This is a genomic window from Mesorhizobium sp. ORM8.1, assembly GCF_053005525.2.
The window spans coordinates 5,751,494-5,776,532 of record NZ_CM132600.1; the positions used below are offsets into that span (position 1 = coordinate 5,751,494).

Here is a 25,039-nt window from a genome sequence, read left to right on the forward strand (position 1 = left end):
GGCTCGACTTTCGATAAGAACAGCGACGACCACCACCTTACGGTCAATTGCTCGTTGGTGACAGCGCTCCATGGAAAGTCGGCTCGCAACGCCGGCACAAGGATCCGACGCCACCATGTAAGGGCTTAGTGAAACTGACGCGCCCTGTTTAGGCGGCTTGAGGCTGAGCGAATCTCAAAATGTGCGCCCTTAATTTTTCACCAAGATAATCAGCCAGACTATCTGGAGAAATTGGCGCATCTGCTGCGGGCGGATTAACTGCCAACATAGCGATTGTTTGTCCGACAAGAACCTCCCAAGGTTTGTTCGAAATCAAACCCACAAGAATGTTGCGAATGGACTTTAGATCGTGATCCTTACGGTTAAGGCCATCGTTGACAAACGCTTGAACATTAGCGTGATACTGATGAGCTTCGTTTGTTTCGAGCCAAGTGATTATACGAGCCGTCATATCATCCCAGCTGAGACCGACGCCTGCCAACACGTCATTGCCAAGTAGTAGGTTCTCGGCAGCCCGGCATGCGAGTCGCATTCGTATAACAGCCCCAACATCCTCTATCGCTTCTGGTTGCAGGTCCCGATCTCTCAGCGAGAAGGCCTTGGCTTTGTCGTAGACCGATCCGATGATGTTGTTCACCTCAGACTCAAAATTCACAAAGTTCGCGATTCCATCAACGGTGCAAGGATGAAGCCGGAGCGATCCCTGAGACGATCGTATCGCCTGTTGCCAGATTCTCTCGTCATCCTCGCCTTCAATCAGAAGTATCGGAGATGCGTTGAAAACATTGGATAGAGGATGCGCCCCAAAAATCGGTAATATTTTCTTATCAACTTCAGATATATTTTTGAAATTAAGATTCTTATCGCCTCTTTTCATAAATGATACTGTTACCTGTGCCTCCGAAGCCAAACTAGAAAGAAATGAAGTGCTGTGGGTAGCAAGAATTATATTAACCGGTGCGTCTTTGGTGATTGCTACGATAAATTTGGCTAAGCGATCTTGCAAATCCGGATGCAGGTGAACATCTGGCTCATCTACAAAAAGTATGTTCGTTATACCACCTTTCGCCTCGGCGACGAATGCCAAAAATTCAATTCCCAGAGAAAGGATCTCTGACTCTCCGCTGCTAATACTGGATGCAGATAGCTCGCCCCTGTTTCTATATCCTTTATTAGGAATATTCTTGACGTCGATCTTTCAATTTTAATTCGATCTAATAGGGTATTTATCTTTTCCACAACGTCATCGAATGTCTTCGTTACATATCCAGGACGCCTATGATCTTTCTCTATGATTCTTAACGTAACTAGCTCAAGCTGCCTAAATAAAGCAGCGCTCTGTTGACGAAAATTTTCAGATTGATTTTTACGCCTATTTTCATTCATCCAGCCTTGGTTATTGAAAATAGCCTGATCCACCCCCGCTTCGTAAACGATTGCCCCACCCCTTTCGGGGCTTATGTACCTTATATTACCAAAGCCATTTTGGCCCTGTATCGTCTGCTCTATAGCTTTCATTAAATGGCTCTTACCGCATCCGTTCTTTCCCAATATCACACTTATTTTGCCGATGTTTGTGAGAGTGAAGCCAGCGATATTTTCGATGTTCATATACTTTACCTCGCTCCATCCCAACGAGGTACACCGCGGCCATTTAAAGGCTGCTCCCCTGTTGTTCTCTGCGAACGTTAACTTGAAAATTGACTGGGGAAAATAGATGCGTGAAAGGCGGTTACATCTGTCCACAAAGATGAATTGCTTAAAGCCTCCTGTTCGAGGCAAGCTACAGCCGTCAAGGGGCAGTAGGGGACAAGGAAAGATTTTCCTCAAGCAAAATACTCCTGCAGCGGCCTCACTTCCAAACTCCCCGCCCTCAACGCCGCAATCGCCTCCGCCACCGCCGCAGCCCCCGACAGCGTCGTGTAGTACGGCACCTTCTGCATCAGGGTCGCCCGGCGCAGCGACTTTGAGTCCGACACCGCTTTCTGGCCATCGGTCGTGTTGAAGACGATCTGGACCTGGCGGTTGCGGATGGCGTCTTCGATGTGGGGGCGGCCTTCCAGCACCTTGTTGATCTTCTGCGCGTCGACGCCGTTTTCGGCGAGGAAGCGGGCGGTGCCGGAGGTGGCGAGGACCTTGAAGCCCTGGCCGGCGAGGCGCTTGACCGCGGGCAGGATGCCTTTCTTGTCCTCGTCGCGCACCGAGACGAACAGCGTGCCGGAGCGCGGCAGGTCGACACCGGCCCCTAACTGGCTCTTGGCGAAGGCCAGCGCGAAATCGCGGTCGAGGCCCATGACCTCGCCGGTCGAGCGCATTTCCGGGCCGAGCAATATGTCGACGCCGGGGAAACGGGCGAAGGGGAAGACGGCTTCCTTGACCGCGATGTGGCCGGGATTGCGCGGATCGGGCATTGCGCCGTAATGGGCGAAGGCGTCTTCCAGCGTCTCGCCGGCCATGATGCGGGCAGCGATTTTCGCGATCGGGCGGCCGATGGTCTTGGCGACGAAGGGCACGGTGCGCGAGGCACGCGGGTTGACCTCCAGCACATAGACCGTGCCGTCCTTGATGGCGTATTGCACGTTCATCAACCCGCCGACATTGAGCGCGCGGGCCAGCGCCGCCGTCTGGCGCTCCAGCTCGTCGACGAGATCCGGGTGCAGCGAGTGGACGGGCAGCGAGCAGGCGCTGTCGCCCGAATGGATGCCGGCCTCCTCGATGTGCTCCAGGATACCGGAGACGAAGGTCGCTTTGCCGTCGCACAGGCAATCGACGTCGACCTCGATGGCGCCGCTGAGATAGGTGTCGAACAGCAGCGGGTTTTTTCCCAGCAGCGTGTTGATCTGGCCGGTCTTGTCGTTGGGGTATTTCTGCTTGATGTCCTCCGGCACCAGGCCAGGCACGGTGTCGAGCAGGTAGCTCTGCAGCATGCCCTCGTCATGGATGATCTGCATGGCGCGGCCGCCGAGAACATAGGACGGGCGCACCACCAGCGGGAAGCCGAGCTCGCCGGCGACGAGGCGGGCCTGCTCGACCGAATAGGCGATGCCGTTCTTCGGCTGGCTGAGGTTGAGCTTGTGCAAGAGCTTCTGGAAGCGATCGCGGTCTTCGGCCAGATCGATCATGTCGGGCGAGGTGCCGAGGATCGGGATGCCGGCTTTCTCCAGCGCGTCCGCCAGCTTCAGCGGCGTCTGGCCGCCGAACTGGACGATGACGCCGACCAGCTCGCCCGAGGCCTGCTCGGCGCGCAGGATCTCCAGCACGTCCTCTGCCGTCAGCGGGTCGAAATAGAGCCGGTCGGAGGTGTCGTAGTCGGTCGACACCGTCTCCGGGTTGCAGTTGATCATGATCGCTTCATAGCCGGCGTCGCGCAGCGCAAACGCAGCATGGCAGCAGCAATAGTCGAACTCGATGCCCTGGCCGATGCGGTTCGGACCGCCGCCGAGGATGACCACCTTCTTGCGTGAGGAGACCCGCGCCTCGTTGGCGAGCTGGCCAACGAACGGCACTTCGTAGGTCGAATACATATAGGCAGTCGGCGAGGCGAATTCGGCAGCGCAGGTGTCGATGCGCTTGTAGACCGGATGCACGTCGAGTTTTTCGCGAACCTTCTGAATCACTTCGGCATCGGTCTTCGTCAATGAGGCGAGGCGGGCGTCCGAAAAACCCATCGCCTTCAGCATGCGCAGATTGACCGCGTCTTGCGGGATGCCGTGCTCGCGGATGCGCGCTTCCATGGCGACGATGCCGGCGATCTGCTCGAGGAACCACGGATCGATCTTGCACATGGCGTGCACGTCCTCGAGCGACGTGCCCATGCGGATCGCCTGCGCCACCATGCGCAGCCGGTCCGGCGTCGGCGTGCCAAGCGCGGCGCGGATGGCGTTGCGGTCGTCGGCATGGTTGGCGGACCCGAGGCCGGGGATCTCGATCTCGTCGAGGCCCGTCAGGCCGGTCTCTAGTCCACGCAGGGCCTTCTGCAGCGATTCCTGAAAAGTGCGGCCGATGGCCATCACTTCGCCGACCGACTTCATGGCGGTGGTCAGCACCGGCTCTGCGCCCGGGAACTTTTCAAACGCAAAGCGCGGGATCTTGGTGACGACGTAGTCGATGGTCGGCTCGAAGGAGGCCGGCGTCGCGCCGCCGGTGATGTCGTTCTCCAGCTCGTCCAGCGTGTAGCCGACGGCGAGCTTGGCCGCGACCTTGGCGATCGGGAAGCCGGTGGCCTTGGAGGCAAGTGCCGACGAGCGCGAGACGCGCGGGTTCATCTCGATCACCACCAGGCGGCCGTCGGCCGGGTTGACGGCGAACTGCACGTTGGAACCGCCGGTCTCGACGCCGATCTCGCGCAGCACCGCGATCGAGGCGTTGCGCATCATCTGGTATTCTTTGTCGGTCAGCGTCAGCGCCGGCGCCACGGTGATGGAATCGCCGGTATGCACGCCCATCGGGTCGAGGTTCTCGATCGAGCAGATGATGATGCAATTGTCCGCTTTGTCGCGGACGACCTCCATCTCATACTCCTTCCAGCCGAGCACGCTTTCCTCGATCAGCACTTCGGTGGTCGGCGAGGCGTCGAGGCCGGACTGGACGATGTCGTAGAATTCGGCGCGGTTGTAGGCGATGCCGCCGCCGGTGCCGCCCATGGTGAAGGACGGGCGGATGATGGCCGGCAGGCCGACATGGTCGAGGGCTTGGGCGGCGATCGCCATGCCATGGCTGATATAGCGCTGCTTGCGGTCGCCTTCGCCGAGGTTCCAGCGGGTTTCCAGCGCGTCGAGCGCGGCATCGAGATCGGCGGGGGCTTCGGCCTTGACGGCGGCGCGCTCGGCCTCATGCGTCTTGCGGTCGGCGTTCTTGACGTCGGTGGCATTGGCCAGCATCGACTTCGGCGTTTCCAAGCCGATCTTGCTCATCGCCTCGCGGAAGAGCGCGCGGTCCTCGGCCTTGTCGATGGCATGCGCGTCGGCGCCGATCATCTCGACATTGTAACGCTCGAGCACGCCCATGCGGCGCAGCGAAAGTGCGGTGTTGAGCGCGGTCTGGCCGCCCATGGTCGGCAGCAGCGCGTCGGGCCGCTCCTTGGCGATGATCTTGGCGACAACCTCGGGCGTGATCGGTTCGATATAGGTGGCGTCGGCCAGCTCCGGGTCGGTCATGATCGTGGCCGGGTTGGAATTGACGAGGATGACGCGAAAACCCTCTTCCTTCAGCGCCTTGCAGGCCTGCGTGCCGGAATAGTCGAATTCGCAGGCCTGGCCGATGACGATGGGGCCGGCCCCGATGATCAGGATCGACTTGATGTCGGTGCGTCTTGGCATATTCGAAAATCCGTTCGGCGAGCGGCTTACACGAAAAACCGGGACGGGAAGACCCGGCCGGTTGTGCTTGCGATTCTGGTATCAGGCTAGGAGGGCCTTATAGGGAAGAGTTTTGGGAGATGTAACCCCGAAAATGCGGGCAGTAGGGGAGTAGGGGAGTAGGGGAGTAGGGGAGTAGGGGAGTAGGGGAGTAGGGGAGTAGGGGAGTAGGGGAGTAGGGGAGTAGGGCTCTCTTCCATATTGCCTTACTGCCCTACTGCCGTATTCCCCTCGTTCAGTTCCCCAACGCCAGCTGATCCGTAATCTCAAACCGTTCCGACACGCCGACGCGGATCATGTTGAGGCTGCCTTCGCGGGTGAAGCGGAACTCGCCGGTCGAATCCGCGCCGGCGGGTTGGCCGCCATTGAAGGAAATGACGCGCGTACCGCCGTCCGGCCAGTCTATCGTGACCTCGGCTTTGCCTTTGTCGCCGCGCACGACCGCCACCGCGCAGCGCGTCATCGGCTGGCCGACATAGCGGGCACAGGGAATTTCGCTGGTCGCGGGATTGTCGGTGGCGGCATAGGCCAGGCCGACGGCGTCCTGCATGGCGGTCTTGCCGATATCGGCGGCCGAAACCGGTTTGCCGCGATCGCCGCCGCCCAGCCGGGCCGAAAGGTCGGTGGGCGGCGAGACCGAAGCCTGCGGCGCCGGGCTTACCGGGATCCGCGAAGCCGTGCCCGGTTCGGTCGCCGCGACGCTGGCGATCATCGTCTGTTCAACGGGCGCTGCATTGGCCGGGTCGACGTTTGCCGCAGGAGCAATCTGATCTTCCGGGACCGTGGCCGGATTGTTGGGAGTAAGGTAGCGCGCCGGCGCCCAGCCGATGAGGTTGGGGTTCTTCAGGTCCTCGACCTTGCACCAGGGATAGCCGTCGAAAGTGTTGCAGCCGTAATTCTTCACACTCGTGCCGCTCGGCAGGCGCGCCTCGGTCTTGCCGAGCGCCGAGGCGGTGGCGCGGATGTTGAGCAGATCGTCGGGCGCCAGGCCGCTGACGATCGAAACGATCGGTCCCGGCGCTTCCTCGGCCACGACCGGCAGCGCCGCGAGAAGCAGCGGGGCGGCAATCAGCAGCGTCTTGCGGAGCGTCAGTTTGCGCCTCATCACCTGGCCGTGGGCGACAGATTTCCGTAGCGGCAGGCCGTGGCGGCCGCCGAAGCGGTTTTATAGGGGACGAGACGGCGCCATGTCATCCGCAAAAAATTCCCGTGTGGTGGCGCGTACATGTTCAACCTAAACTTCGCTCATCGGATTTGCCCAATCGGGACATGAGCTTCGCTCAGTCCTTGGCCTTCATGAAACCTGTCCGCAGCGCGTGCGCCCATTCCGGCCGTCCGACCGCTTCGGCCTGCCTGGCCGCGGCTTCGTGGTCATAGGTCACGGCGATGCTTTCGAAGCGGCTGGGGCGGCCCTCTGCCTGGAATTCGACAATGCCGTAGCGCGCATGCGGCGTGCCTTGCTCGGAGACATGCGCCGGCGGTGTGTCATCGTCATAGGCGGGACAACCCACGCTGCCGGGGTTGAAGATGATCGGCCCGCCAGGGATTGCAATCAACTCGCTGCGGTGGCTGTGGCCGCAAAGCACCACGCTACAGGCTGGATCGAGCGACTTCAGTCGCCGCCGGATCGTCGCGAGGGGCGCGCGCACCAACTGGCCATCGACGATGGCATCGGCGAGGTATTTCTCGTCATGGTCGGGCCTAGCGTGGAAGGCGATGACGCCGGGCACGATCTCCTGAGTCAGCAAGGCCGACAATGCTTGGCGCTGTTCGGTGGTCAGTTGCTCCTGGGCGTGGCGGTCGGACGGCCACATGGTTTTATCGGCCGGGTCCTGCGCCACACGGCGGTCGTGGTTGCCGCGTACCGTCGGCAGGTTGAGCGCCTGCAGCCGTTCCATCGTCTCGCGCGGCCAGAGCGGCCCGGAAACGCAATCGCCAAGATTGATCGTGATATCGGCGCCACCGCGCCGCCCAAGATCATCGAGAACGGCATCCAAGGCGAGCACATTGCCATGGATGTCGCCGATAACGGCAATGCGCATCAAGCGTCGATTTCAGCGGTGGTGCCGACCATGGGCAATGCGGGATCGCCATCGGCAGCCGCGATCACGCTGTCGAGCAGGCCGGGAAAGCGGTTGTCGAGGTCGTCGCGGCGCAGCGTGATCAGTCGGCTGGTGCCGACCACTTCGGCGCGGGTGACGCCCGCCTCGCGCAATTTTGCGAGGTGGTAGCTGAGGTTGGTCTTGGAGCCGAGATCGAGGAACTTGCTGCAGTTCAGCGGCACGCCTTCCTTGCTGGCGAGATAGCGCACGATGGCAAGCCTGGTCGGGTCGCCGAGCACGGCAAGCACAATCGGCAGGCTGATCTGGTCAGTGGCTGGATGGGGCAAGGTCATGACCCAGAATTAAGCACAAACGCAGCCAACTTCAACGCATCTCCTCCTTCAGCCGGTGCACACGGCATGGCGGTTCCCGAGTCCGTCCTGACACAGGGCTGTCAGCAGGGTTCAGCTATTTTTCCCTGGTTCAATTGACATCATGCCCTGTTATGTCCAATTGTTCAATAACTTTTGAACTAAGGACACGTGACCATGGACAAGCGGATCTTCTGGCTTGCGCTCGGATCGTTTGCGATCTCGACCGAAGGCTTCGTCATCTCCAGCCTTCTTCCCGATATCGCGACGGATGCGGGCATTTCCGTGCCGCTCGCCGGTTCGTTGATCACCGCCTTTGCGCTCGCCTATGCTATCGGCACGCCGATCCTGGCGACGCTGACCGGCGAATGGGACCGGCGCCGCGTCATCCTGTTTACGCTGGTGTTCTTCGTCATCGGCAACATCGTCGCGGCGCTGAGCTCGTCCTTCGAACTGCTGCTGATTGCCCGCGTCGTCATGGCGCTGTCTTCCGGCCTGTTCGCCGCCACCGCGCAAGGCACGGCGGTGGCGCTGGTCGATGACCACCACCGGGCGCGCGCCATTGCCGTCGTCGTCGGCGGCACAACGGTGGCGGTCGCCGTCGGCGCCCCGCTCGGCGCGCTGGTCGCGGCGTTTGCCGGCTGGCGCGGCACCTTCTATGCCATTGCCGGACTCGGCGCGCTCTCTGGGGCGATCCTGTGGTGGCGGCTGCCGCGCGGCATCATCGGCACCAAGCTGCCGTTGCGTGCTAGGCTGGCCGCGGCCGTACGCCCCGGCGTCATGCCGATCCTGCTGACGACGGTCTTCGCCCTGATCGGCGCCTTCACCGTCTTCGCCTTCATCGCGCCTCTGGCTATCGAAGGCGGCGGCTTGAGCCCGCTGGCGCTGCCCGGCATGCTGCTCGCCTTCGGCGTCGGCGCCGTCATCGGCAACATCGCCGGCGGCCAGGCGGCCGATCGCTTCGGCGCCACTCGCACCGTCTGCTGGTCGCTGGGGCTGTCCGCCGCCATGCTGGTCACCTTCTCGCTGATCCCGACCTTCCTGCCGCATTCGATCGCCGGACCGGCGCTGATGGCCATGATGGTGCCGTGGGGCATCGTCGGCTGGGCCTTCCCGCCGGCGCAGGCCAGCCGCATCATCAAGATAGCGCCTGACGCGGCACCGATCGTGCTGTCGCTCAACGCCTCGGCGCTTTATCTCGGCGTCGCGCTGGGCGCCGTTGTCGGCGCCGCGGTGCTGCGCTTCGGCGTCCCGGCCGATCTCGGCCTCGTCGCCGCCGTGTTCCCGATCATCGGCCTGGGTGTCGTGCTTGCCGGCCGGGCGCTGGCGCGACCAGTCGCCATGCCGGCGGAATAGGACGCCCACAGAACCGATCGGCGGCCGGCCTTTCAGCTTGAAAGAGTGGCCGCCGGTATTTCGAATTCCATGTCGGCGACTTCATCCAGCGCGATGCGCAGCGTTGCCGCCCGGTCCTTGCCAAAGATCTCCTCGAAGCGCTGCTGCGCCATGCTCCACAATTTCGTCGCTTCTTCGAGCTTGGCATTGCCCTGCGGCGTCAGCCGCATGCGCTTGATGCGGCGGTCGTCCTTATCGGCGAAGGTCTCGACATAGCCATCGCGTACAAGTGGTTTCAGCGTGTGGCCGAGCGCCGACAGGTCCATGATCATTGCTTCGGCAATGGCGCCCATCGCCGGCTCGTCGCCGACATGGATCTGATAGAGCAGGCCGTATTGCGTGCCCTTCAGTCCCGAAGGCGAGATCACATCATCATAGAAGCGGCCGAGCTTGCGCGCGGCGCGGCGCAGCGTGGCATTGTTGCAAGGGCTAAATCCCGGCATCGCAGTTTTGCTCATTACGACTCCTTGCCGGCAAAAAGCGCAGCCGGCCCGCCAAAGAAATAGTTTCCGCCGCCGCCGTTGACAAGATAGTGGCATATGCCTACTTCCCAGAAAGTGGCATATGCCACTAATTAGAATTCGACCCTACGCGCGGATATCCAACCGGCTCCGCTGGGCCGGCTACGGATCAGCAAGACAAAGGAACAGGACTATGAGCATGAAGGACAATAAGGGCACCGCCGTCGTCACCGGCGCTTCGTCGGGCATCGGCGCCGTCTATGCCGACCGGCTGGCCGGGCAGGGCTACGATCTGGTGCTGGTGGCGCGGCGCGCCGACCGGCTGCAGGAACTGGCCGACAAGCTGGCTTATGCCTATGGCAGCAAGGTCAAGGTGATTGCCGCCGACCTTTCCGACGACGCCGATGTGCGTCGTGTCGGGCAGGCGATCGCCGCCGATGAGAGCGTAACATTGCTGGTCAACAATGCCGGCCTTGGTGGCGCGCCAGTGGTGGCGACGGCAGACGCCGATGTGGCCGAGCGCATGATCAAGGTCAACGTCATCGCCTTGACGCGTCTGACCCGTGCCGTGCTGCCGGGGCTTTTGGCGCGCAACCGCGGCGCCATCGTCAACATCGCCTCGGTGCTCGCATTCGACACCTCTTTCGGCGGCATCTACAGCGGCACCAAGGCTTACGTCGTCAACTTCACCGAAGCCCTGCACCGCGAGGTCGCGGGCACCAATGTGACGGCGCAGGCCGTGCTGCCGGGCGCGACCCGAACCGATTTCTGGGAAGTCTCCGGAGGCGATATCGACCAGCTTCCGAAGGAAATCGTCATGACCGCCGACGACATGGTCGATGCAGCTCTTGTCGGGCTGGCCAGGGGCGAAGCCGTCACCGTGCCCGCACTTGCCGATGCGGCCAAGCTGGACACGTTCCTCGGCGCCCGGCAAGCCTTCTTCGGCAGCCTGCATGCCGACAAGCCGGCGGCACGCTACGGGGTTTGAAGCCACCTCTGTCCCCGCTCTGGCGGGGGCAAGAAACCCGGGTTCTGCAAGGCCGCCGCTTCTAGAGCGTTTCACCGTTTCACGGAAACGGCGAAGCGCTCCACCTCTTTGTTTTGACGCAATTCCGGACGGAAAACCGTTTCACACTTTTCCTGGAATTGCTCTAATGCGTCCGCCACATCGGGATGATCGACGCCGCCAGCACCAGGGCCAGCACGATGTTGAGCGCGCGCCATTGCCATTCGGTCTTGAGCAGCCGTGCCAGCACCATGCCGGCCATGCACCACAGCGACAGCGAGACAGCGGCGGTGAGACCGAAGGTCGAGCCGAGCAGCAAAGCGAGTTGGCCGGGACCGTCGGCAAGGGCCGCGAACGAGGCCGCGGCGCCCAATCCCATCGCCCAGCCCTTGGGGTTCATCCACTGGATGCCGGCGCCGCCGAAAAAGCTGTTGGGCCCGGACATCGCCACATCGAGGTTGGGCGGCCCGGCGCGACCGATCTTGAGCGCCAGCCAAAGCAGATAGAGCGAACCGGCGATCTTCATGGCAAGCTGCAGCGACGGCACGGCAAGCAACAGGCCGGCCAGCCCCGCCGCCGAGGCACCGGTGACCGTGGCGAGGCCGGCCGCACTGCCGATCATCAGCGGGACCGAGCGGCGAAAACCGAATTGCGCACCTGAGGCGGTTGAGAGTGTCGTGGCGATGCCGGGCGTGGCCGTGGCCACGAAGGCAAACAAGATGAGCGGCAGGATAGGCTGAAGCATGAGGCATTCCTTATCGAAGGCCGCATCTTAGGCTCGGTCACACATCAGTAAATGCAATGTTTGATATGGTATGCATTAGGGAATATAATGCAGGCCATGATCCGCGATCTCGACACCACCCTTATCCGCACCTTTGTCACGACAGCCGACAAGGCCAGCATGACGGCCGCCGCCAACGCGCTTCATTTGACGCAAGGCGCCGTCAGCCAGCAGATCAAGCGGCTGGAGGAAATGCTCGGGCAGGTGCTGTTCGAGCGCGACAGGCGCGGCTTGAAGCTGACGCGCGCCGGCGAGCGCCTGCTCGACAAGGGCAAGCGCCTTTTGCGGCTCAACGACGAGATCCTGGCCGAGATCAAGGGCAGGACCGTCGCCGGGCAGGTCCGGATCGGCGTGCCCTACGATCTTGTCGGCACGCTGCTTGCGCCTGTGCTGAAGGCCTATGCCGAGGCCTATCCGCAGGTGGAGATTTCGCTGGTCTGCGCCTCCTCGCCGGAGCTTGCCGCGGCGTTGGCGGCAGGCACGATCGACCTTGCCGTGATCGAAGAGCGCGTCGGTCCGACCGCCGGTGAATGCCTGCTCGTCGACCGGTTGGTGTGGGTCGGGGCGAGGGGCGGCTCGGCGCGCCTGAAACGGCCCTTGCCGGTGTCGATCGTCGCCGACACTTGCGCCTTCCGCCCAGTGGTGCTGGCCGCACTCGGCGAGCATGGGCTCGACTGGCGCACCGTGTTCGAGAACGGCAACATCGACGCGACGACGGCAACGGTGCGCTCCGACCTTGCTGTCACGACGTGGCTGGCGTCGATGGTTCCGGCCGATCTCGACATCCTGCCGTTCGATGCTGGCCTGCCGCCACTGCCGAATTTTGCCATCAATTTGCATTTGCCGAGGTATGGCGTCGGCCCGGCGGCGCAGGAATTCGCGCGGCACATACGCGATGGGCTGGCGCGGCGGCCGGTGGCGGCTTGAGGATCGTCTCACTTCGCTGGAGCACCCCTCATCCGTCTCGGCGCTGCGCGCCGATCCACCTTCTCCCACAAGGGGAGAAGGAAAGAGAGCGCGAATGGCCCTGCCAATCATCGACGTTGGAGGTTGGCCGAGCCGTATGCGCCAGGCTCCCCCTTCTCCCCTTGTGGGAGAAGGTGGCCGAGCGAAGCTCGGTCGGATGAGGGGTGTTCCAGCTTGGCGCCAACTCCGATAGTCTTACTTCCAATTCCTGCGCCGCTCGAGCTCGGCTTCGGATGGCTCCTGCATGGCAAAGGAGCCGACCTGGATTTCGCCGGCGCGCTCGTAAGTCGCCATGATGACGCCGGTGGTGGACGTCAGCGACTTAGTGAGCTTGAGGGCGGCTGGCGTCGCACTATTGCTGAACAGCCGCTTGCCCTTGCCCAGCAACAGCGGGAAGATCATCAGCCGGATCTCGTCGATCAACCCATTGGCGAGCAAGGTCTGGATCAGGCTGGCCGACCCCTGGATGAGCAGGTCGGGCCCGTCTTCCTGCTTCAGTTCCTTAAGCCTTGCGACGATGTCGGGTCCAAGCGACCGGGTGTTCTCCCAGGTCAGCGAATCCGGACGGTGCGTCGCCACGTATTTGATCGCGGGGTTGAAGACATCGCCGATCGGATCCTTCTGATACGGCCAATAGGCGGCGAAGATGTCGTAGGTCCTGCGGCCGAGCAGCAGCGCGAAGGGTTTGGAAAACAGGTCTTGCATAGCCACGACAGCGACTTCATCGAAGTAATGGAAGGTCCAGCCGCCGAATTTGAAGCCGCCGACCGGATCCTCTTCCGGACCGCCCGGTGCTTGCATGACGCCGTCGAGGCTGACGAAGGTGGCGGCGATGATCTTTCGCATCTTTCTTCTCCGTTGTTGATCCGCGCCGTCACGGCCGGATTTCAAGGTAACGACGAACGAAGCGGCCACTATTCGACAGCAGTCCGAAAATTTTCAGCGGCCGCCGTCACCTTGGATGACGCTTAGCGTCATCGCGGATGCCGCGTGACGAGAACCAGACGTCGCCGAGCATGGCGGTTGCCGTGCGGTCCGGCGCCTTGCTCTCATTGAGCCAGATCGATCGCGTGCGTGCCGCGCGCTCTCGGGTAGGGATCTTTGCTTCGGAACCAGCGACGGAGGCGCCGACGCAGGGGATGAACCAGGAGCCCATGAAGGGCCGGCAGGCAAAGCCGTTGCTCAAGCGGGTGACGAGAACCGCGAGGCCGACGGTTTCGGACGGACGCCAGGGGAAGATCAGGCGGCCGCCGGGCTTCAGCGCCTTTAGCCAGGAGGCCGGAGGCGCAACGACGCCGGCATTGACATAGATGACGTCGGATAGCGGCAGTGCCGTGGCGACGGCGTCGGCCTGGATGACTTCGACGTTGCCATATTGGACAAGGTTCGCCCTGGCGCGCACTGCAAGATCAGCCTCGATCTCGAAGGCCGTGACCTGACCGTCCGGCTCGACCAGCCTCGCCAGCAGCGCGGTGTAATAGCCGGTGCCGGCGCCGATATGGGTGACGGCCTCGCCCGGCTTGGGCTCTACCTTGCCGAGCCACATGGCATGCAGCATCGGCTCGCCATTGTTGATGCCTTTGTCGGCATCGAGCGCCACCAGCACGTTCTGGTAGATATGGCTGGGATCGGCACTCGGCGTCTCGATCCTGCCGTCGCCGGCGACGACGGTCCAAGGCCCGGGGCCGAGAAAGTCCTCGCGCGGCACGCTGGCGAAGACAGCTTCAAGACGCGGGTCCGGCGAGGCGGCGTTGGCGGCCATCAGCCGCGCGTAGAACTTTCTGGCGTCTTCGACCTTGCTCATCGCGAGGAAGATAGCGCGGATTACCGTTTTGTCGCGCCGGCTTAGCCGACGCCGAACATCGCGTCGTAGAGCAGCTTGAAATTGAGCACCAGGATGATGGCCGCGACCACCCAGGCAAGTGCGGCCACACCGCGCGGGATGGCGAGATTGCCCATCTTCTTCTTGTCGGACACGAACTGCACCAGCGGGACGACGGCGAAGGGCAATTGCATCGACAGCACCACCTGGCTGAAGACCAGCAGCTGGCCGGTGCCCTTTTCGCCATAGAGCGCGGTGACGACCACGACGGGGACAATGGCAAGGCCGCGGGTCAGGAGGCGTCGCGCCCATTGCGGGATGCGCAGGCGTAGAAAACCCTCCATGACGATCTGACCGGCAAGCGTGGCGGTCACCGTCGAGTTCAGGCCGGAGGCAAGCAGCGCGACGGCGAACAGGATCGAGGCAATGCTCAAGCCCAGGAGCGGCGACAACAGCTCGAAGGCCTGGCCGATCTCGGCGACGTCCTGATGTCCGGTGCCGTGGAAGGCCACCGCCGACACGATCAGGATGGCGGCGTTGACGAACAAAGCCAGCATCAGGGCGATGGTGGAGTCCGTCGTTGCCCATTTGATGGCGTCGCGTTTTCCCGCATCTGTGCGCTCATAGGCGCGGGTCTGTACGATTGAGGAGTGGAGGTAGAGATTGTGCGGCATCACCGTGGCGCCGATGATACCGATAGCGATGTAGAGCATCGCCGGGTTGGTGACGATTTCCGATGACGGCACGAACATCGAATGCAGGATCGTCCCGGTCGGCGGAGCAGCGACGAAGATCTGGATGGCAAAGCAGCCGAAGATGATGATCAAAAGCGCGATGACGAAGGCTTCGAGATAGCGAAAACCCTTGTTCATCAAGAGCAGCACGAGGAAGGCGTCGAGCGCGGTGAGCATGGCGCCGCCGATCAGCGGAATGCCGAACAGCAGCTGCAGCGCGATTGCGGTGCCGATCACTTCGGCAAGGTCGCAAGCGATGATCGCCAGTTCACAGGCGATCCACAGCATCAAATTGACCGGGCGCGGATAATAGGCGCGGCAGGCCTGGGCGAGGTCGCGGCCGGTGGCGATGCCGAGGCGGGCGGCCAGCGCCTGCAGCAGGATCGCCATCAGGTTCGACAGCATGATGATGAACAGCAGCGTGTAGCCGAACTGCGCGCCGCCGGCGAGATCGGTCGCCCAGTTGCCCGGATCCATGTAGCCGACCGAGACCATGTAGCCCGGCCCCATGAAGGCGAACAGCCTGCGGAACCAGACACCCGAGCTCGGCACCGCGATGGTGGAATTGACTTCGCGCAGGCTGGGCAGGTCGTCCTCGTCCCGCCTGGCGAACCGCCATGAGGACCTGGGGGCTGTGGCTTCTACTTCTGACATGGAAGGGCTTTCCGCGAGACTGTGCGATGTTCTCCTAAGCTATGCCATGGCTCAACATTATGCAATAGGCTATATTTCATTGTCAGTGCTTTTTATCCAGCGCTGCGAACAGCCTGTGAAAGCGGCGATCTCGAAACGCCGGTTGCGCCTGTGGGGGAATGCAAATAAACGGCCTGAAGAATCAGAGCCCGTGCTATAAAGCAGCAACGGCCAAACTCCTGAGGAGGAGCGCGTATTGGCGCTGAAGAACAGACCAGTTCCGCGTGAGCCGCTGCCCGATGCCGATGTCCATTCGGAAGGGTTTCGGCAGCAGCGCCAAGCGCGCCGCAGCGCGCTGGTCGAGGACTATGTCGAGCTGATCGCCGATCTCATCGAAGACGGTAACGAGGCGCGCCAGGTCGACATCGCGGCGCGGCTCGGCGTGGCGCAGCCGACCGTTGCCAAGATGCTGACCCGGCTGTGCGCCGACGGTCTGGTTTCGAGAAAGCCCTATCGCGGCGTGTTCCTGACCGAGGCCGGCCGCAAGGTCGCCGAGGAAAGCCGTATCCGCCATCAGACGGTGGAAGCTTTCCTGCGCTCGCTTGGCGTCAGCGCCGAGACGGCGCGCATCGACGCCGAAGGCATCGAGCACCATGTCAGCGCCGAAACGCTGGACGCGTTCCGCCGGGCGATGACGCAGCGCTGATACGCATCGTGCTCTCAGCGGCTGGCGGGCCACCGGGCGCGAAAAATTCTGTGACTCGGGCTACCCGTTGCGATAATTGTCTGGAAGGGGGCAGTCGCCGGCTCCAGGACATACGCAGTGTGAGGAGTTGCCATGCTTTGGAGAGGCCGTCGTCAGAGCGACAACATCGAGGATGACCGCAGCGACAGCAGCGGCGGCGGCGGATTGGGTGGCGGCGGCCAGTTCCGCCTTCCCATCGGTGGCCGTACCGGTGGCGGCGGCAGCATCATTCTGGTTATCCTGGTCGTGCTGGCCGGATGGTATTTCGGCTTCGATCCATCGCAGATCCTGGGTGACGGCAGCGGCGGCCTGGTGCCGGGTGGCGGCGGCCAGATCACCGACAGCAGCGGCTCGCAGGACAGCACCGGCACGCCCGCCAATGACGAGATGAAGCAGTTCGTGGCGACAGTGCTTGCCGATACCGAAGACACCTGGACGGGCATTTTCAAATCTCAAGGGTTGACCTATGAGGATCCCAAGCTCGTCCTGTTCAGCGGCCAGGTCCGCTCGGCCTGCGGTTTCGCTTCGGCGGCGGCCGGGCCGTTCTATTGCCCGGGCGACCACAAGGTCTATCTCGACATGACCTTCTTCCAGCAGCTCGACCAGCAGTTCGGCGCTTCCGGCGAATTCGCGCGCGCCTATGTGGTCGCGCATGAGGTCGGCCATCACGTGCAGAACCTCACCGGCATCATGGCCAAGTTCAACCAGATGCGGCAAGGCTTGAGCGAGGCCGACGCCAACCAGCTGTCGGTGCGCATCGAGCTTCAGGCCGATTGCTTCGCCGGGGTGTGGGCGCATTTCACCCAGCAAAAGGGTATTTTGGAGCAGGGCGACATCGAAAGCGCGCTCAATGCCGCCAAGCAGATCGGCGACGACACGCTGCAGAAGAAGATGCAGGGCTATGTCGTGCCGGAGAGCTTCAACCATGGCACCTCGCAGCAACGGCAGACATGGCTGGCGCGTGGCTTCAAGAGCGGCAAGCTGACCGATTGCAACACGATGACCGGTCCGCTCTGAGGCGGCGCTTCCGGTTCTCGCGCAACGGCGATCGGCGGCGAATGATCCTGGCAAGTGATGTCAGGATCAGATGGTTGCCTTCGTTCGCGTATTGTTCCTGCGGATAACCTCGCCTATAAGGTCGGTCCCGCCTTTGCCGGCGGGCGGCCCGAGGAGCTTATCATCATGATCGATCCCAAGACCGCCAGGCGGGGCCTTGCGCTCGTTTTCACCACGCTTTTGCTGGATATCATCGGCTTCGGCATCATCATGCCGGTGCTGCCGGCCTATCTCAGGGAACTGAGCGGCGTCGGCGTCAGCCAGGCGGCGATCGAGGGCGGCTGGCTGTTCTTCGTCTATGCGGCCATGCAATTCTTCTTCGCGCCGATCATGGGTGGCCTGAGCGACCGTTTCGGGCGCCGGCCGATCCTGCTTGCCTCGGTGCTGACCTTCTCGATAGACAATTTGATCTGCGCCGTCGCCTGGTCCTACCCGATGCTGTTCATCGGCCGGGTGCTGGCCGGTATTTCGGGAGCCAGCTACTCGACGACGTCGGCCTTCATCGCCGACATTTCGAATGACGAGAACCGGGCCAAGAATTTTGGCCTGCTCGGCATCGCCTTCGGCGTCGGCTTCGTCATCGGCCCGGTGCTGGGCGGACTTTTGGGCACGTTCGGGCCGCGCGTACCCTTCTACTTTGCCGCCGGGCTTGCCTTCGTCAATTTCCTGATCGCGATGGTCTTCCTGCCCGAAACCCTGGACCAGCAGCATCGCCGCCGCTTCGAATGGAAGCGGGCGAACCCCGTCGGCACACTCATGCAGATGCGCAACTACCAGGGCATCGGCTGGATCGGGCTCGTCTTCTTCCTGATGACGCTCGGCCACATGATGTATCCGGCGGTCTGGTCCTTCGTCTCCACCTATCGCTATGGCTGGGACCAGCAGCAGATCGGCTTCTCGCTCGGCGCCTTCGGCCTATGCGGCGCGATCATCATGGCGACGGTGCTGCCCAAGGTCATCCCGGCGCTCGGCGAATGGAAGACGGCGGTGATCGGCCTTACCTTCACCGCGCTCAGCGCCTTCGGGTATGCGTTCGCCACGCAAGGCTGGATGGTCTATGCGGTGATCGTCGCCGGTTGCCTCGAGGCGCTGGCCGACCCGCCGCTGCGCAGCCTCGCGGCCGCCAAGGTGCCGCCCTCGGCGCAAGGCGAGTTGCAAGGCGCGATGACCTCGATCTTCTCGATCACCTCGATCATCACGCCGTTGCTCTATACGGGGATCTTCTCCTGGTTCACCGGCCCGACAGCGCCTGTCGTGTTCGGGGGCGCGCCCTATCTGGTCGGCGCCATCTTCCTTGCGCTGGCGCTGGTCGTCTTCGTCACCAAGGTGACCAGGCCGGCGGGGTTGCGCAACGAAACCGCCAAGGTGGCGGAAGACGGGGCACAAACATGAGCCGTGACAGCCGCATCACCTTGACCGGCGACGGGCTGTCGCTGTCGCGCCTGGTTTTCGGCGCGTGGCGATTGCTCGATGCAAGCGTCCCTCCCGATGCCAATCAGGTCGCACGCCTCATCGGCACGGCGGTCGACCTCGGCCTGACCAGCTTTGACCACGCCGACATCTATGGAAACTATGAGGTGGAGGCGGCCTTCGGCGCCGGACTGGCACGCTGGAAAGGCAAGCGCGACGAGATCGAGCTGATCTCGAAATGCGATATCATGCTGACCTCGAACAACCGGCCGCAAAACCGTCTCAAGCACTACGACACAAGCGCCGGCCATATTGCGGCATCCGTCGAGCGCTCGCTCGCCAATCTCGGCACCGATTATCTCGACCTTCTGTTGCTGCACCGGCCGGATACGCTGATGGATGCCGATGAGACGGCGGCTGCCCTTGCCGCATTGGTGAAGGCCGGCAAGGTGAGGGCGGCCGGTGTTTCCAATTTCACGCCGTCGCAGTTCGATCTCCTGGCCTCGCGGCTGCCCTTCGCGCTCGCCACCAACCAGATCGAAATGTCGGTGCTGAAGACATCGCCGCTGACCGATGGCAGCCTCGATCACGCGCAACGGCTTTCCTATGCGCCGATAATCTGGTCGCCGCTGGGCGGAGGTTCGCTGTTCACCAGCCAGGAGGGACGCGAGGCCAAGGTGCGGGCGGCACTTGCTGCCGTTGCCGCCGAGCTTGGCGTCGGCGATCTGGCTGCCGTCGCCATTGCCTGGCTGCTGCGCCACCCGGCGCAGTTGATACCGGTGCTGGGCACGATGAAGCCGGAACGGCTAGAAGGTATGGTCAAGGCGTTGGAGATCAGCCTCGACCGCCAGCAATGGTTCGCCATCCTGGAAGCCAGCGAAGGCCGGCCGGTAGCGTAAGCAATTCCAGGAAAAGTGTGTAACGGTTTTCCGTCCGGATTGCGTCCAAGCAAAGGAAGTGGAGCGGTTCGCCGTTTCCGTGAAACGGTGAAACGTTCTGGTCAGGCCCGTTCGGCCAGTGCTTGCTCGCCGCGCTTCTCGCGGATCAGATTGACGAAGCGGCGAAACAGATAGTGCGAATCCTGCGGGCCAGGCGAGGCCTCGGGATGATGCTGGACCGAGAACACCGGACGGCCGGTGAGCGCGATGCCGCAATTGGAGCCGTCGAACAGCGAGACATGTGTCTCTTCGACGCCCTCCGGCAGCGAGTCGGCATCGACGGCGAAGCCGTGGTTCATCGAGACGATCTCGACCTTGCCGGTGGTGTGATCCTTGACCGGATGGTTGGCGCCGTGATGGCCCTGGTGCATTTTGGCGGTCTTGCCGCCGAGCGCCAGCGCCAGCATCTGATGTCCGAGGCAGATGCCGAACACCGGGATGTCGGTCTTCAGGATGTCCTGGATCACCGGCACGGCATAGTCGCCGGTCGCCTCCGGGTCGCCGGGGCCGTTGGAGAGGAAAATGCCGTCCGGCCGCATGGCCAGGATTTCGTCCGCGCCGGTCTTGGCCGGCACGATTGTGACTTTCGCGCCGAGGCCGGCCAGAAGGCGCAGGATGTTGCGCTTCACGCCATAGTCGATGGCCACGACATGCATCGACAACTCGGCCTGTTCGCCATAGCCTTCATTCCAGACCCAGGGCGTCTCGCGCCAGACGGAGGACTGGCCCGAGGTAACCTCCTTGGCGAGATCGAGGCCGATCAGGCCCGACCAGGCTGCCGCCCGCCGCTTCAGGTCCTCGATGTCGAAGACGCCGTCCGGTGCATGCGCGATGACGGCGTTCGGCATGCCCTTTTCGCGGATCAGCACGGTCAGGGCGCGGGTGTCGATGCCGGACAGCGCGACGATGCCGCGCCGCTTCAGCCATTGGTCGAGGTGACCGGCGGCGCGGTAACTCGAGGGCGCGGTGACATTGGCCTTGAAGATGGCGCCGACGGCGCCGGCGCGGGCAGCGGGATTGAGATCCTCGATGTCCTCGTCATTGGTGCCGACATTGCCGATATGCGGGAAGGTGAAGGTGACGATCTGGCCGGCATAGGAAGGGTCGGTGAGGATTTCCTCGTAACCGGTAAGCGCTGTGTTGAAGCACACTTCCGCCACCGCCGATCCCGTAGCGCCGAGGCCGCGGCCTTCGATCACCGTGCCGTCGGCGAGCACCAGAAGGGCGGTCGGCTTTTCGGTGGCCCAGGGGGCGGTGGTCGTGGCCATGGCGGCACTCCTGTCAGGCGCTTCAAGCGGTCCGCAGGACCGTTTGCGCGGCAAGGCGGGCGAGCCGGATTTTTCAGCTCCCACGCGTCGGTTTCATTGTCTTATGCAGGACCGAGTACATAGGGGAAGGCGCCGAGGCGGTCAATGCGGTGGCCTCAAGCCACAGCTGATTTGCTTTCGTCCAGCAAAATCAGCGCTTTGTCGGAGTTTGCGTCACGCGGCGGGCAAAGCTATTGTCCGCCGCATTTCGAAGGAGAAACACGATGCGCGAGAAAATCGCCGAATCCATGAAGAGCGCGATGAAGGCGCAGGATAAACAGCGCCTGCCGACGCTGCGGCTGATCCAGGCCGCCATCCATGACCGCGACATCGTCAATCGTGGCGCTGGCAAACCGCCGGCCGGCGATGACGAAGTCTTGCAGATCCTTTCCAAGATGGTGAAGCAGCGCGAGGAATCGGCGAAGGCCTTCGAGGACGGCAAGCGGCCCGAACTGGCGGCCAAGGAGCGCGCCGAGATGGAGGTCATTCTCGAATTCCTGCCGAAGCAGCTCGACGATGCCGCAATAACCGCCGCCGCGCGCGAAGCCATCACGGCGACCGGTGCCGCCAGTCAGAAAGACATGGGCAAGGTGATCGGCTCGCTCAAGCAGAAATATGCCGGACAGATGGACTTCGCCAAGGCAAGCGCCATCATCAAGGGGCTGCTGCAGTAGTGGCTATTTGCAGATCGGCACCGGCTGCGGCGGCGGTGCAGGATGATCCTTCTTGTATTGCGCGATGATCGGCTCCAGCGTCTTTTTCGGCCAGAATTTCGGGGCGCCGATTTCGCTCAGGCACGACGCATTCCAATAGAGGCCTGCGCCTGACAGCGACTGGCCTGCGGCCTTGGCGCGCGCGACGGCGGCGATATCGCGCGACCCGGGTAGATGTAGAGCGTCGTCGGGTTGTTCTTGACCATCGGGATGATCTGCTCGGCATCGGCGGGCGACCAACTGGTGCAGCCATTGCTGCGACCGCCGGCATAATCCACCAGCTTGCCGAACGGCACCAAGCCGTCATGGTCGGCGTAAGAGCTTTGCGGGCTCTTGCGCATGCACACGCCCTTCAAGATGGCCGCCGGATGCCCGCCGATCACGCGCTGCCTGGCGTTCGCCGCTTCGCCTTCACCGTCGAACTGGATGAAGGTGCGCATGAACACCGCATCCTGTGCGCCGACGTGATAATAGCCCTTGAACGAGGTTTTTAACTCGGCGGTCATATAGGCGCCGCCCGCGGTCAGCTCGGAATCCATCGCATTGCCGAAGTTCTTGGCGCAGCGCCTGCCATTGGAGAAATCGGCGACGCCTTTCAGGTTGCGGCCGCCGCCATGGCCCGAGGAGACCGCGCGGAAGACCTGCTTGGCTTCGCACACGATGTAGTAACGCTGGCCAAGCACGCTGTTGCCGAGGTCGCCGGGACGTGTCGCATCCATGGCGAAATAGCAGGGATTCTTGACCGAGCCCTCGCTCACTTTCTTCTGGTAGAGCGCGCGCGCCCGCTCCAGCACGACTTGTGAAATCTGGCCTGCGCCATCGCCGACATGGCGCTGCAGCCAGTCCGGCATGCTCGATGGCCGCAACGCGGCGAACGAGCTGACGGAAACCGTCAGGACCGCCAGCCCGGCGATAAGACAAAAGATGGCCGCGCCCAAAGGAACAGATTTCAGCCGCACCGGTTTGCCCCTCCTGTCGAAGCGTTGTCTGGCGCCATGAATCACCCGCCATGAATCACCCATAGATTATAGAAGGCCTCGCATCCACCGGCGAAACACTTCTAGTTTAGCAACGTCTTTTGGAGAGTGGGACGCGACGCTGCCTGGCAACACCGGCTTGTGTGCCATCCTTGCGGCGGCTATGTCCGCTGGTCTCGCCAAGGGAAAACCATGATCGAGATCGTCAAGCCCGCGCTCCGACATTTGCCGTCCTACAAAGCCGCGCTGGAAAGCGGCTGGTCGCCCGACAATGTGCGGCTTCTCGAAGCGACGCGCGAGCAGCTTGCGGCGATCGAAGAGGACCCGGTCGCCTTCCTCGCCGGCCTTGACGATCCAGAAGCGAAAGGGCCGCCAATCGCCTTGCCCGACGGCACCAAGGTTGCGCGGCTGCCGAGCTTCCGGCGCTGGATCTGGGACGGCGAGGCCGCCGGCTCGATCGGGTTGCGCTGGCAGAGAGGTACGTCGGAATTGCCGGCGCACGTGCTTGGCCATATCGGCTATGCGGTGGTGCCGTGGAAACGGGGCCGCGGCTATGCCACCGAGGCATTGCGACTGATGCTGGCGGAGGCGAGAACGGTCGGTCTCGACTATGTCGAGCTAACCACCGATCTCGACAATCCCGCCTCGCAAAAGGTGGTGCTTGCCAATGGTGGCAGGCCGGTCGGGCGGTTCGCCAAGATCGCGGCCTATGGTGGCGCGGAGAGTTTGCTGTTCCGGATCGATCTATAGCGTTATTCCGCCGCCGCCGGCATCGGCGGCATCGCGCGGCTGCGCCATTCCCAGGCTTGCGAGGCGACGGCCACCACGACCGCCACCAGCATGGCGATCACGCCGGCCAGCGGCAGGCTGCGGTAGCCGAGGCCGGCGTTGAGCATTGCCGCGCCCAGCGAGGCGGCCAACGCGATGCCGACATTGAAGCCGGACGGGATCAGCGACGAAGCGAGGTTCGAGGCGTCCGCCGTCCAGGTCAGGATGCGGGTCTGGATCGGCGCGCCGATGGCGAAGTTGAGGCCGCCCCAGATGACGATGGCCGCGATCATCGGCACCGGATAGGGAGCGACGGTATAGATGACGGCCAGCATCACCGCCTGCAGGGCAAGCATGGTGATCAAGGACGGCATCAGCTTCCAGTCGGAGAGCTTGCCGCCGGCAAAAACGCCGATCGTGGCGCCGACGCCGTTGAGCAGCAGCACCCAGGGGATCAGGCTCTCGTCGAGGCCGGTGACTTCCAGCAATGTCGGCGTGATGTAGGTGAAGAGCCCGAACTGGCCGATCATCAGCATCAGCATAAGGATAAGCGACGTCCAGACCTGCTGGCGTCCCAGCACGCGCACCTCGCGCGCCAGCCCGGCGGGCCGACTGGTGGCGCCGGCGGTGCGTGGCAACAGCGAAAGCATGGCGACGATGGCGACGATGCCCAGCCCACCCATCACCCAGAAGGTCGCGCGCCAGCCCCAAGGGCACCGATCGCGGTGCCGGCGGGCACGCCGATGATGTTGGAGACGGTGAGGCCTGACAGGATGACAGCCACCGCGCGGCCGCGCTGGTCCTCGCGCACCAGGCTGACGGCAACAACCATGGCGACGCCGAAATAGCATCCATGCGCAACGGCAATCGCGACACGCAGCAGTAGCATCGAGGTGAAATCGGGCGCCAGCGCACAGGCTGCCTGTCCAAGGGTGAAAGCAACCGCAAGGCCGAGCAGCAAGGTTTTTCGCGAGACCTTGCTGGTGGCGAGCGCCAGAAGCGGCCCGCCGATCGCGATGCCGCAGGCATAGCCGGAAACGAGGTAGCCGGCGGTCGGCACTGAAACGTCAAGGCCTTGCGCTACCTCCGGCAGAACGCCGGCGATGACGAACTCTGTGGTGCCGAAAGCGAAGGCGGCAAGGAAGAGGGCAATCAGCGGCAGCATGAGTCAAAAAGACCGAGAGGAATGCCCGCCTCAAACCACGCCTGGCCGCGATCGGCAATGCAGAAATTGTCGATGCCGCTTTAGCTTTTCTTGAGCGATGGCCTTACGTGGCCGTCCTGCGTCCGTAAGGGATCTTCAGCCAGGCGCGCTCATGCAGATAGTAAAGCAGCGATTTGGTGACGACTTCGGTGGCGCCGATGGCGGCGGCCAGCTTGATGCTGCCGGTCACTACCAGCGAGATGATCATCGTGTCGATCGTGCCAGTGACGCGCCAGGAAAGCGCCTTGGCGAAGCTGCGCGAATGGGTATCCATCGACCGATCGTCCTCCCAGCAGGTCTTTACGCGATCCATAGCCGACGGAAGCGAGGATGCGCAAAGACTAATTTGG

The 25,039-nt window shown here is 62.8% G+C and carries 22 protein-coding genes and 2 pseudogenes; 9 read left to right on the forward strand and 15 right to left on the reverse strand.

Features of this window, described 5'->3' with window-relative positions; all coding sequences use genetic code 11:
* Positions 1–148: 148 nt before the first annotated feature.
* From ACVDG8_RS28830 to ACVDG8_RS28855, 6 genes are all read right to left on the reverse strand, one after another.
* Positions 149–1,132: an AAA family ATPase gene (locus tag ACVDG8_RS28830; protein WP_455707867.1), complete on the reverse strand. Its 984-nt coding sequence runs from the start codon at positions 1,130–1,132 to the stop codon at positions 149–151.
* Positions 1,054–1,611 (reverse strand): hypothetical protein, encoded by a 558-nt coding sequence (locus tag ACVDG8_RS28835; RefSeq protein WP_455707325.1) that lies wholly within the window; start codon positions 1,609–1,611, stop codon positions 1,054–1,056. Before ACVDG8_RS28835 ends, ACVDG8_RS28830 begins: the two co-directional genes overlap by 79 nt.
* 215 nt (positions 1,612–1,826) lie before the next feature.
* The gene (gene carB, locus ACVDG8_RS28840; RefSeq protein WP_447251484.1) at positions 1,827–5,318 is read right to left on the reverse strand and encodes a carbamoyl-phosphate synthase large subunit; all 3,492 of its coding nucleotides are present in this window, start codon (positions 5,316–5,318) and stop codon (positions 1,827–1,829) included.
* A 274-nt stretch (positions 5,319–5,592) separates the two neighbouring features.
* A complete protein-coding gene (locus ACVDG8_RS28845) occupies positions 5,593–6,462 on the reverse strand; it encodes an SH3 domain-containing protein (protein WP_447251485.1) in 870 nt (289 codons plus the stop codon).
* 175 nt (positions 6,463–6,637) lie between these two features.
* Entirely contained in the window at positions 6,638–7,399 is a 762-nt protein-coding gene (locus ACVDG8_RS28850; RefSeq protein ID WP_447251486.1) for a metallophosphoesterase family protein, read from the reverse strand.
* The gene (locus tag ACVDG8_RS28855) at positions 7,399–7,752 is read right to left on the reverse strand and encodes an ArsR/SmtB family transcription factor (protein ID WP_447251487.1); all 354 of its coding nucleotides are present in this window, start codon (positions 7,750–7,752) and stop codon (positions 7,399–7,401) included. The genes ACVDG8_RS28850 and ACVDG8_RS28855 overlap by 1 nt, the downstream gene beginning before the upstream one ends.
* Before the next feature lie 195 nt (positions 7,753–7,947).
* Here ACVDG8_RS28855 and ACVDG8_RS28860 point away from each other — a divergent pair, with 195 nt between their 5' ends.
* Complete coding sequence (locus ACVDG8_RS28860; RefSeq protein ID WP_447251488.1) at positions 7,948–9,126, forward strand: MFS transporter; 1,179 nt, start codon at positions 7,948–7,950, stop codon at positions 9,124–9,126.
* Positions 9,127–9,158: 32 nt separating this feature from the next.
* Here the strand turns inward: ACVDG8_RS28860 and ACVDG8_RS28865 are convergent, their stop codons facing one another.
* Positions 9,159–9,623 carry a MarR family winged helix-turn-helix transcriptional regulator gene (locus tag ACVDG8_RS28865; RefSeq protein ID WP_447251489.1) on the reverse strand — a complete coding sequence of 155 codons (465 nt, stop codon included), beginning with the start codon at positions 9,621–9,623 and terminating at the stop codon, positions 9,159–9,161.
* 196 nt (positions 9,624–9,819) lie between these two features.
* Between ACVDG8_RS28865 and ACVDG8_RS28870 the strand changes: the two genes are divergently transcribed.
* Positions 9,820–10,614, forward strand: coding sequence for an SDR family NAD(P)-dependent oxidoreductase (locus ACVDG8_RS28870; protein WP_447251490.1), 795 nt, complete (start codon positions 9,820–9,822; stop codon positions 10,612–10,614).
* 163 nt (positions 10,615–10,777) lie between these two features.
* Here the strand turns inward: ACVDG8_RS28870 and ACVDG8_RS28875 are convergent, their stop codons facing one another.
* Positions 10,778–11,377: a LysE family translocator gene (locus tag ACVDG8_RS28875; protein WP_447251491.1), complete on the reverse strand. Its 600-nt coding sequence runs from the start codon at positions 11,375–11,377 to the stop codon at positions 10,778–10,780.
* A 96-nt stretch (positions 11,378–11,473) separates the two neighbouring features.
* On the opposite strand from ACVDG8_RS28875, the gene ACVDG8_RS28880 reads away from it, so the two are divergent.
* On the forward strand, positions 11,474–12,343 hold the full coding sequence (locus ACVDG8_RS28880; RefSeq protein WP_447257124.1) for a LysR family transcriptional regulator: 870 nt from the start codon (positions 11,474–11,476) through the stop codon (positions 12,341–12,343).
* 234 nt (positions 12,344–12,577) lie between these two features.
* Here ACVDG8_RS28880 and ACVDG8_RS28885 read toward each other — a convergent pair whose 3' ends face one another.
* The 3 genes from ACVDG8_RS28885 to ACVDG8_RS28895 all read right to left on the reverse strand — a co-directional run bounded on the left by ACVDG8_RS28885 (position 12,578) and on the right by ACVDG8_RS28895 (position 15,592).
* Positions 12,578–13,228, reverse strand: coding sequence for a dihydrofolate reductase family protein (locus ACVDG8_RS28885; RefSeq protein ID WP_447251492.1), 651 nt, complete (start codon positions 13,226–13,228; stop codon positions 12,578–12,580).
* A 106-nt stretch (positions 13,229–13,334) separates the two neighbouring features.
* Entirely contained in the window at positions 13,335–14,186 is an 852-nt protein-coding gene (locus ACVDG8_RS28890) for a protein-L-isoaspartate O-methyltransferase family protein (RefSeq protein WP_447251493.1), read from the reverse strand.
* A gap of 41 nt (positions 14,187–14,227) precedes the next feature.
* On the reverse strand, positions 14,228–15,592 hold the full coding sequence (locus ACVDG8_RS28895; protein ID WP_447251494.1) for an Nramp family divalent metal transporter: 1,365 nt from the start codon (positions 15,590–15,592) through the stop codon (positions 14,228–14,230).
* Positions 15,593–15,827: 235 nt separating this feature from the next.
* Here ACVDG8_RS28895 and mntR point away from each other — a divergent pair, with 235 nt between their 5' ends.
* The 4 genes from mntR to ACVDG8_RS28915 all read left to right on the forward strand — a co-directional run bounded on the left by mntR (position 15,828) and on the right by ACVDG8_RS28915 (position 19,681).
* A complete protein-coding gene (mntR, locus tag ACVDG8_RS28900; RefSeq protein ID WP_447251495.1) occupies positions 15,828–16,277 on the forward strand; it encodes a manganese-binding transcriptional regulator MntR in 450 nt (149 codons plus the stop codon).
* Positions 16,278–16,409: 132 nt separating this feature from the next.
* Positions 16,410–17,333, forward strand: coding sequence for a KPN_02809 family neutral zinc metallopeptidase (gene ypfJ, locus ACVDG8_RS28905; protein WP_447251496.1), 924 nt, complete (start codon positions 16,410–16,412; stop codon positions 17,331–17,333).
* Positions 17,334–17,498: 165 nt separating this feature from the next.
* Positions 17,499–18,764 carry a TCR/Tet family MFS transporter gene (locus tag ACVDG8_RS28910; RefSeq protein WP_455707326.1) on the forward strand — a complete coding sequence of 422 codons (1,266 nt, stop codon included), beginning with the start codon at positions 17,499–17,501 and terminating at the stop codon, positions 18,762–18,764.
* Entirely contained in the window at positions 18,761–19,681 is a 921-nt protein-coding gene (locus ACVDG8_RS28915; RefSeq protein WP_447251498.1) for an aldo/keto reductase, read from the forward strand. The genes ACVDG8_RS28910 and ACVDG8_RS28915 overlap by 4 nt, the downstream gene beginning before the upstream one ends.
* A 101-nt stretch (positions 19,682–19,782) precedes the next feature.
* Here ACVDG8_RS28915 and carA read toward each other — a convergent pair whose 3' ends face one another.
* Positions 19,783–20,988 carry a glutamine-hydrolyzing carbamoyl-phosphate synthase small subunit gene (gene carA, locus ACVDG8_RS28920; RefSeq protein ID WP_447251499.1) on the reverse strand — a complete coding sequence of 402 codons (1,206 nt, stop codon included), beginning with the start codon at positions 20,986–20,988 and terminating at the stop codon, positions 19,783–19,785.
* A gap of 263 nt (positions 20,989–21,251) precedes the next feature.
* Here carA and ACVDG8_RS28925 point away from each other — a divergent pair, with 263 nt between their 5' ends.
* A complete protein-coding gene (locus ACVDG8_RS28925) occupies positions 21,252–21,701 on the forward strand; it encodes a GatB/YqeY domain-containing protein (protein ID WP_447251500.1) in 450 nt (149 codons plus the stop codon).
* A 3-nt stretch (positions 21,702–21,704) separates the two neighbouring features.
* On the opposite strand, the pseudogene ACVDG8_RS28930 reads toward ACVDG8_RS28925, so the two are convergent.
* Positions 21,705–22,699 (reverse strand): annotated as a pseudogene (locus tag ACVDG8_RS28930) (hypothetical protein).
* Between the two features lie 210 nt (positions 22,700–22,909).
* Here ACVDG8_RS28930 and ACVDG8_RS28935 point away from each other — a divergent pair.
* A complete protein-coding gene (locus ACVDG8_RS28935; protein WP_447251502.1) occupies positions 22,910–23,467 on the forward strand; it encodes a GNAT family N-acetyltransferase in 558 nt (185 codons plus the stop codon).
* A 2-nt stretch (positions 23,468–23,469) separates the two neighbouring features.
* Here ACVDG8_RS28935 and ACVDG8_RS28940 read toward each other — a convergent pair.
* Both ACVDG8_RS28940 and ACVDG8_RS28945 read right to left on the reverse strand, forming a co-directional pair.
* Positions 23,470–24,650, reverse strand: a pseudogene (locus ACVDG8_RS28940) (MFS transporter).
* A 103-nt stretch (positions 24,651–24,753) separates the two neighbouring features.
* Complete coding sequence (locus tag ACVDG8_RS28945) at positions 24,754–24,963, reverse strand: DUF2061 domain-containing protein (RefSeq protein ID WP_447251504.1); 210 nt, start codon at positions 24,961–24,963, stop codon at positions 24,754–24,756.
* Between the last annotated feature and the right edge of the window lie 76 nt (positions 24,964–25,039).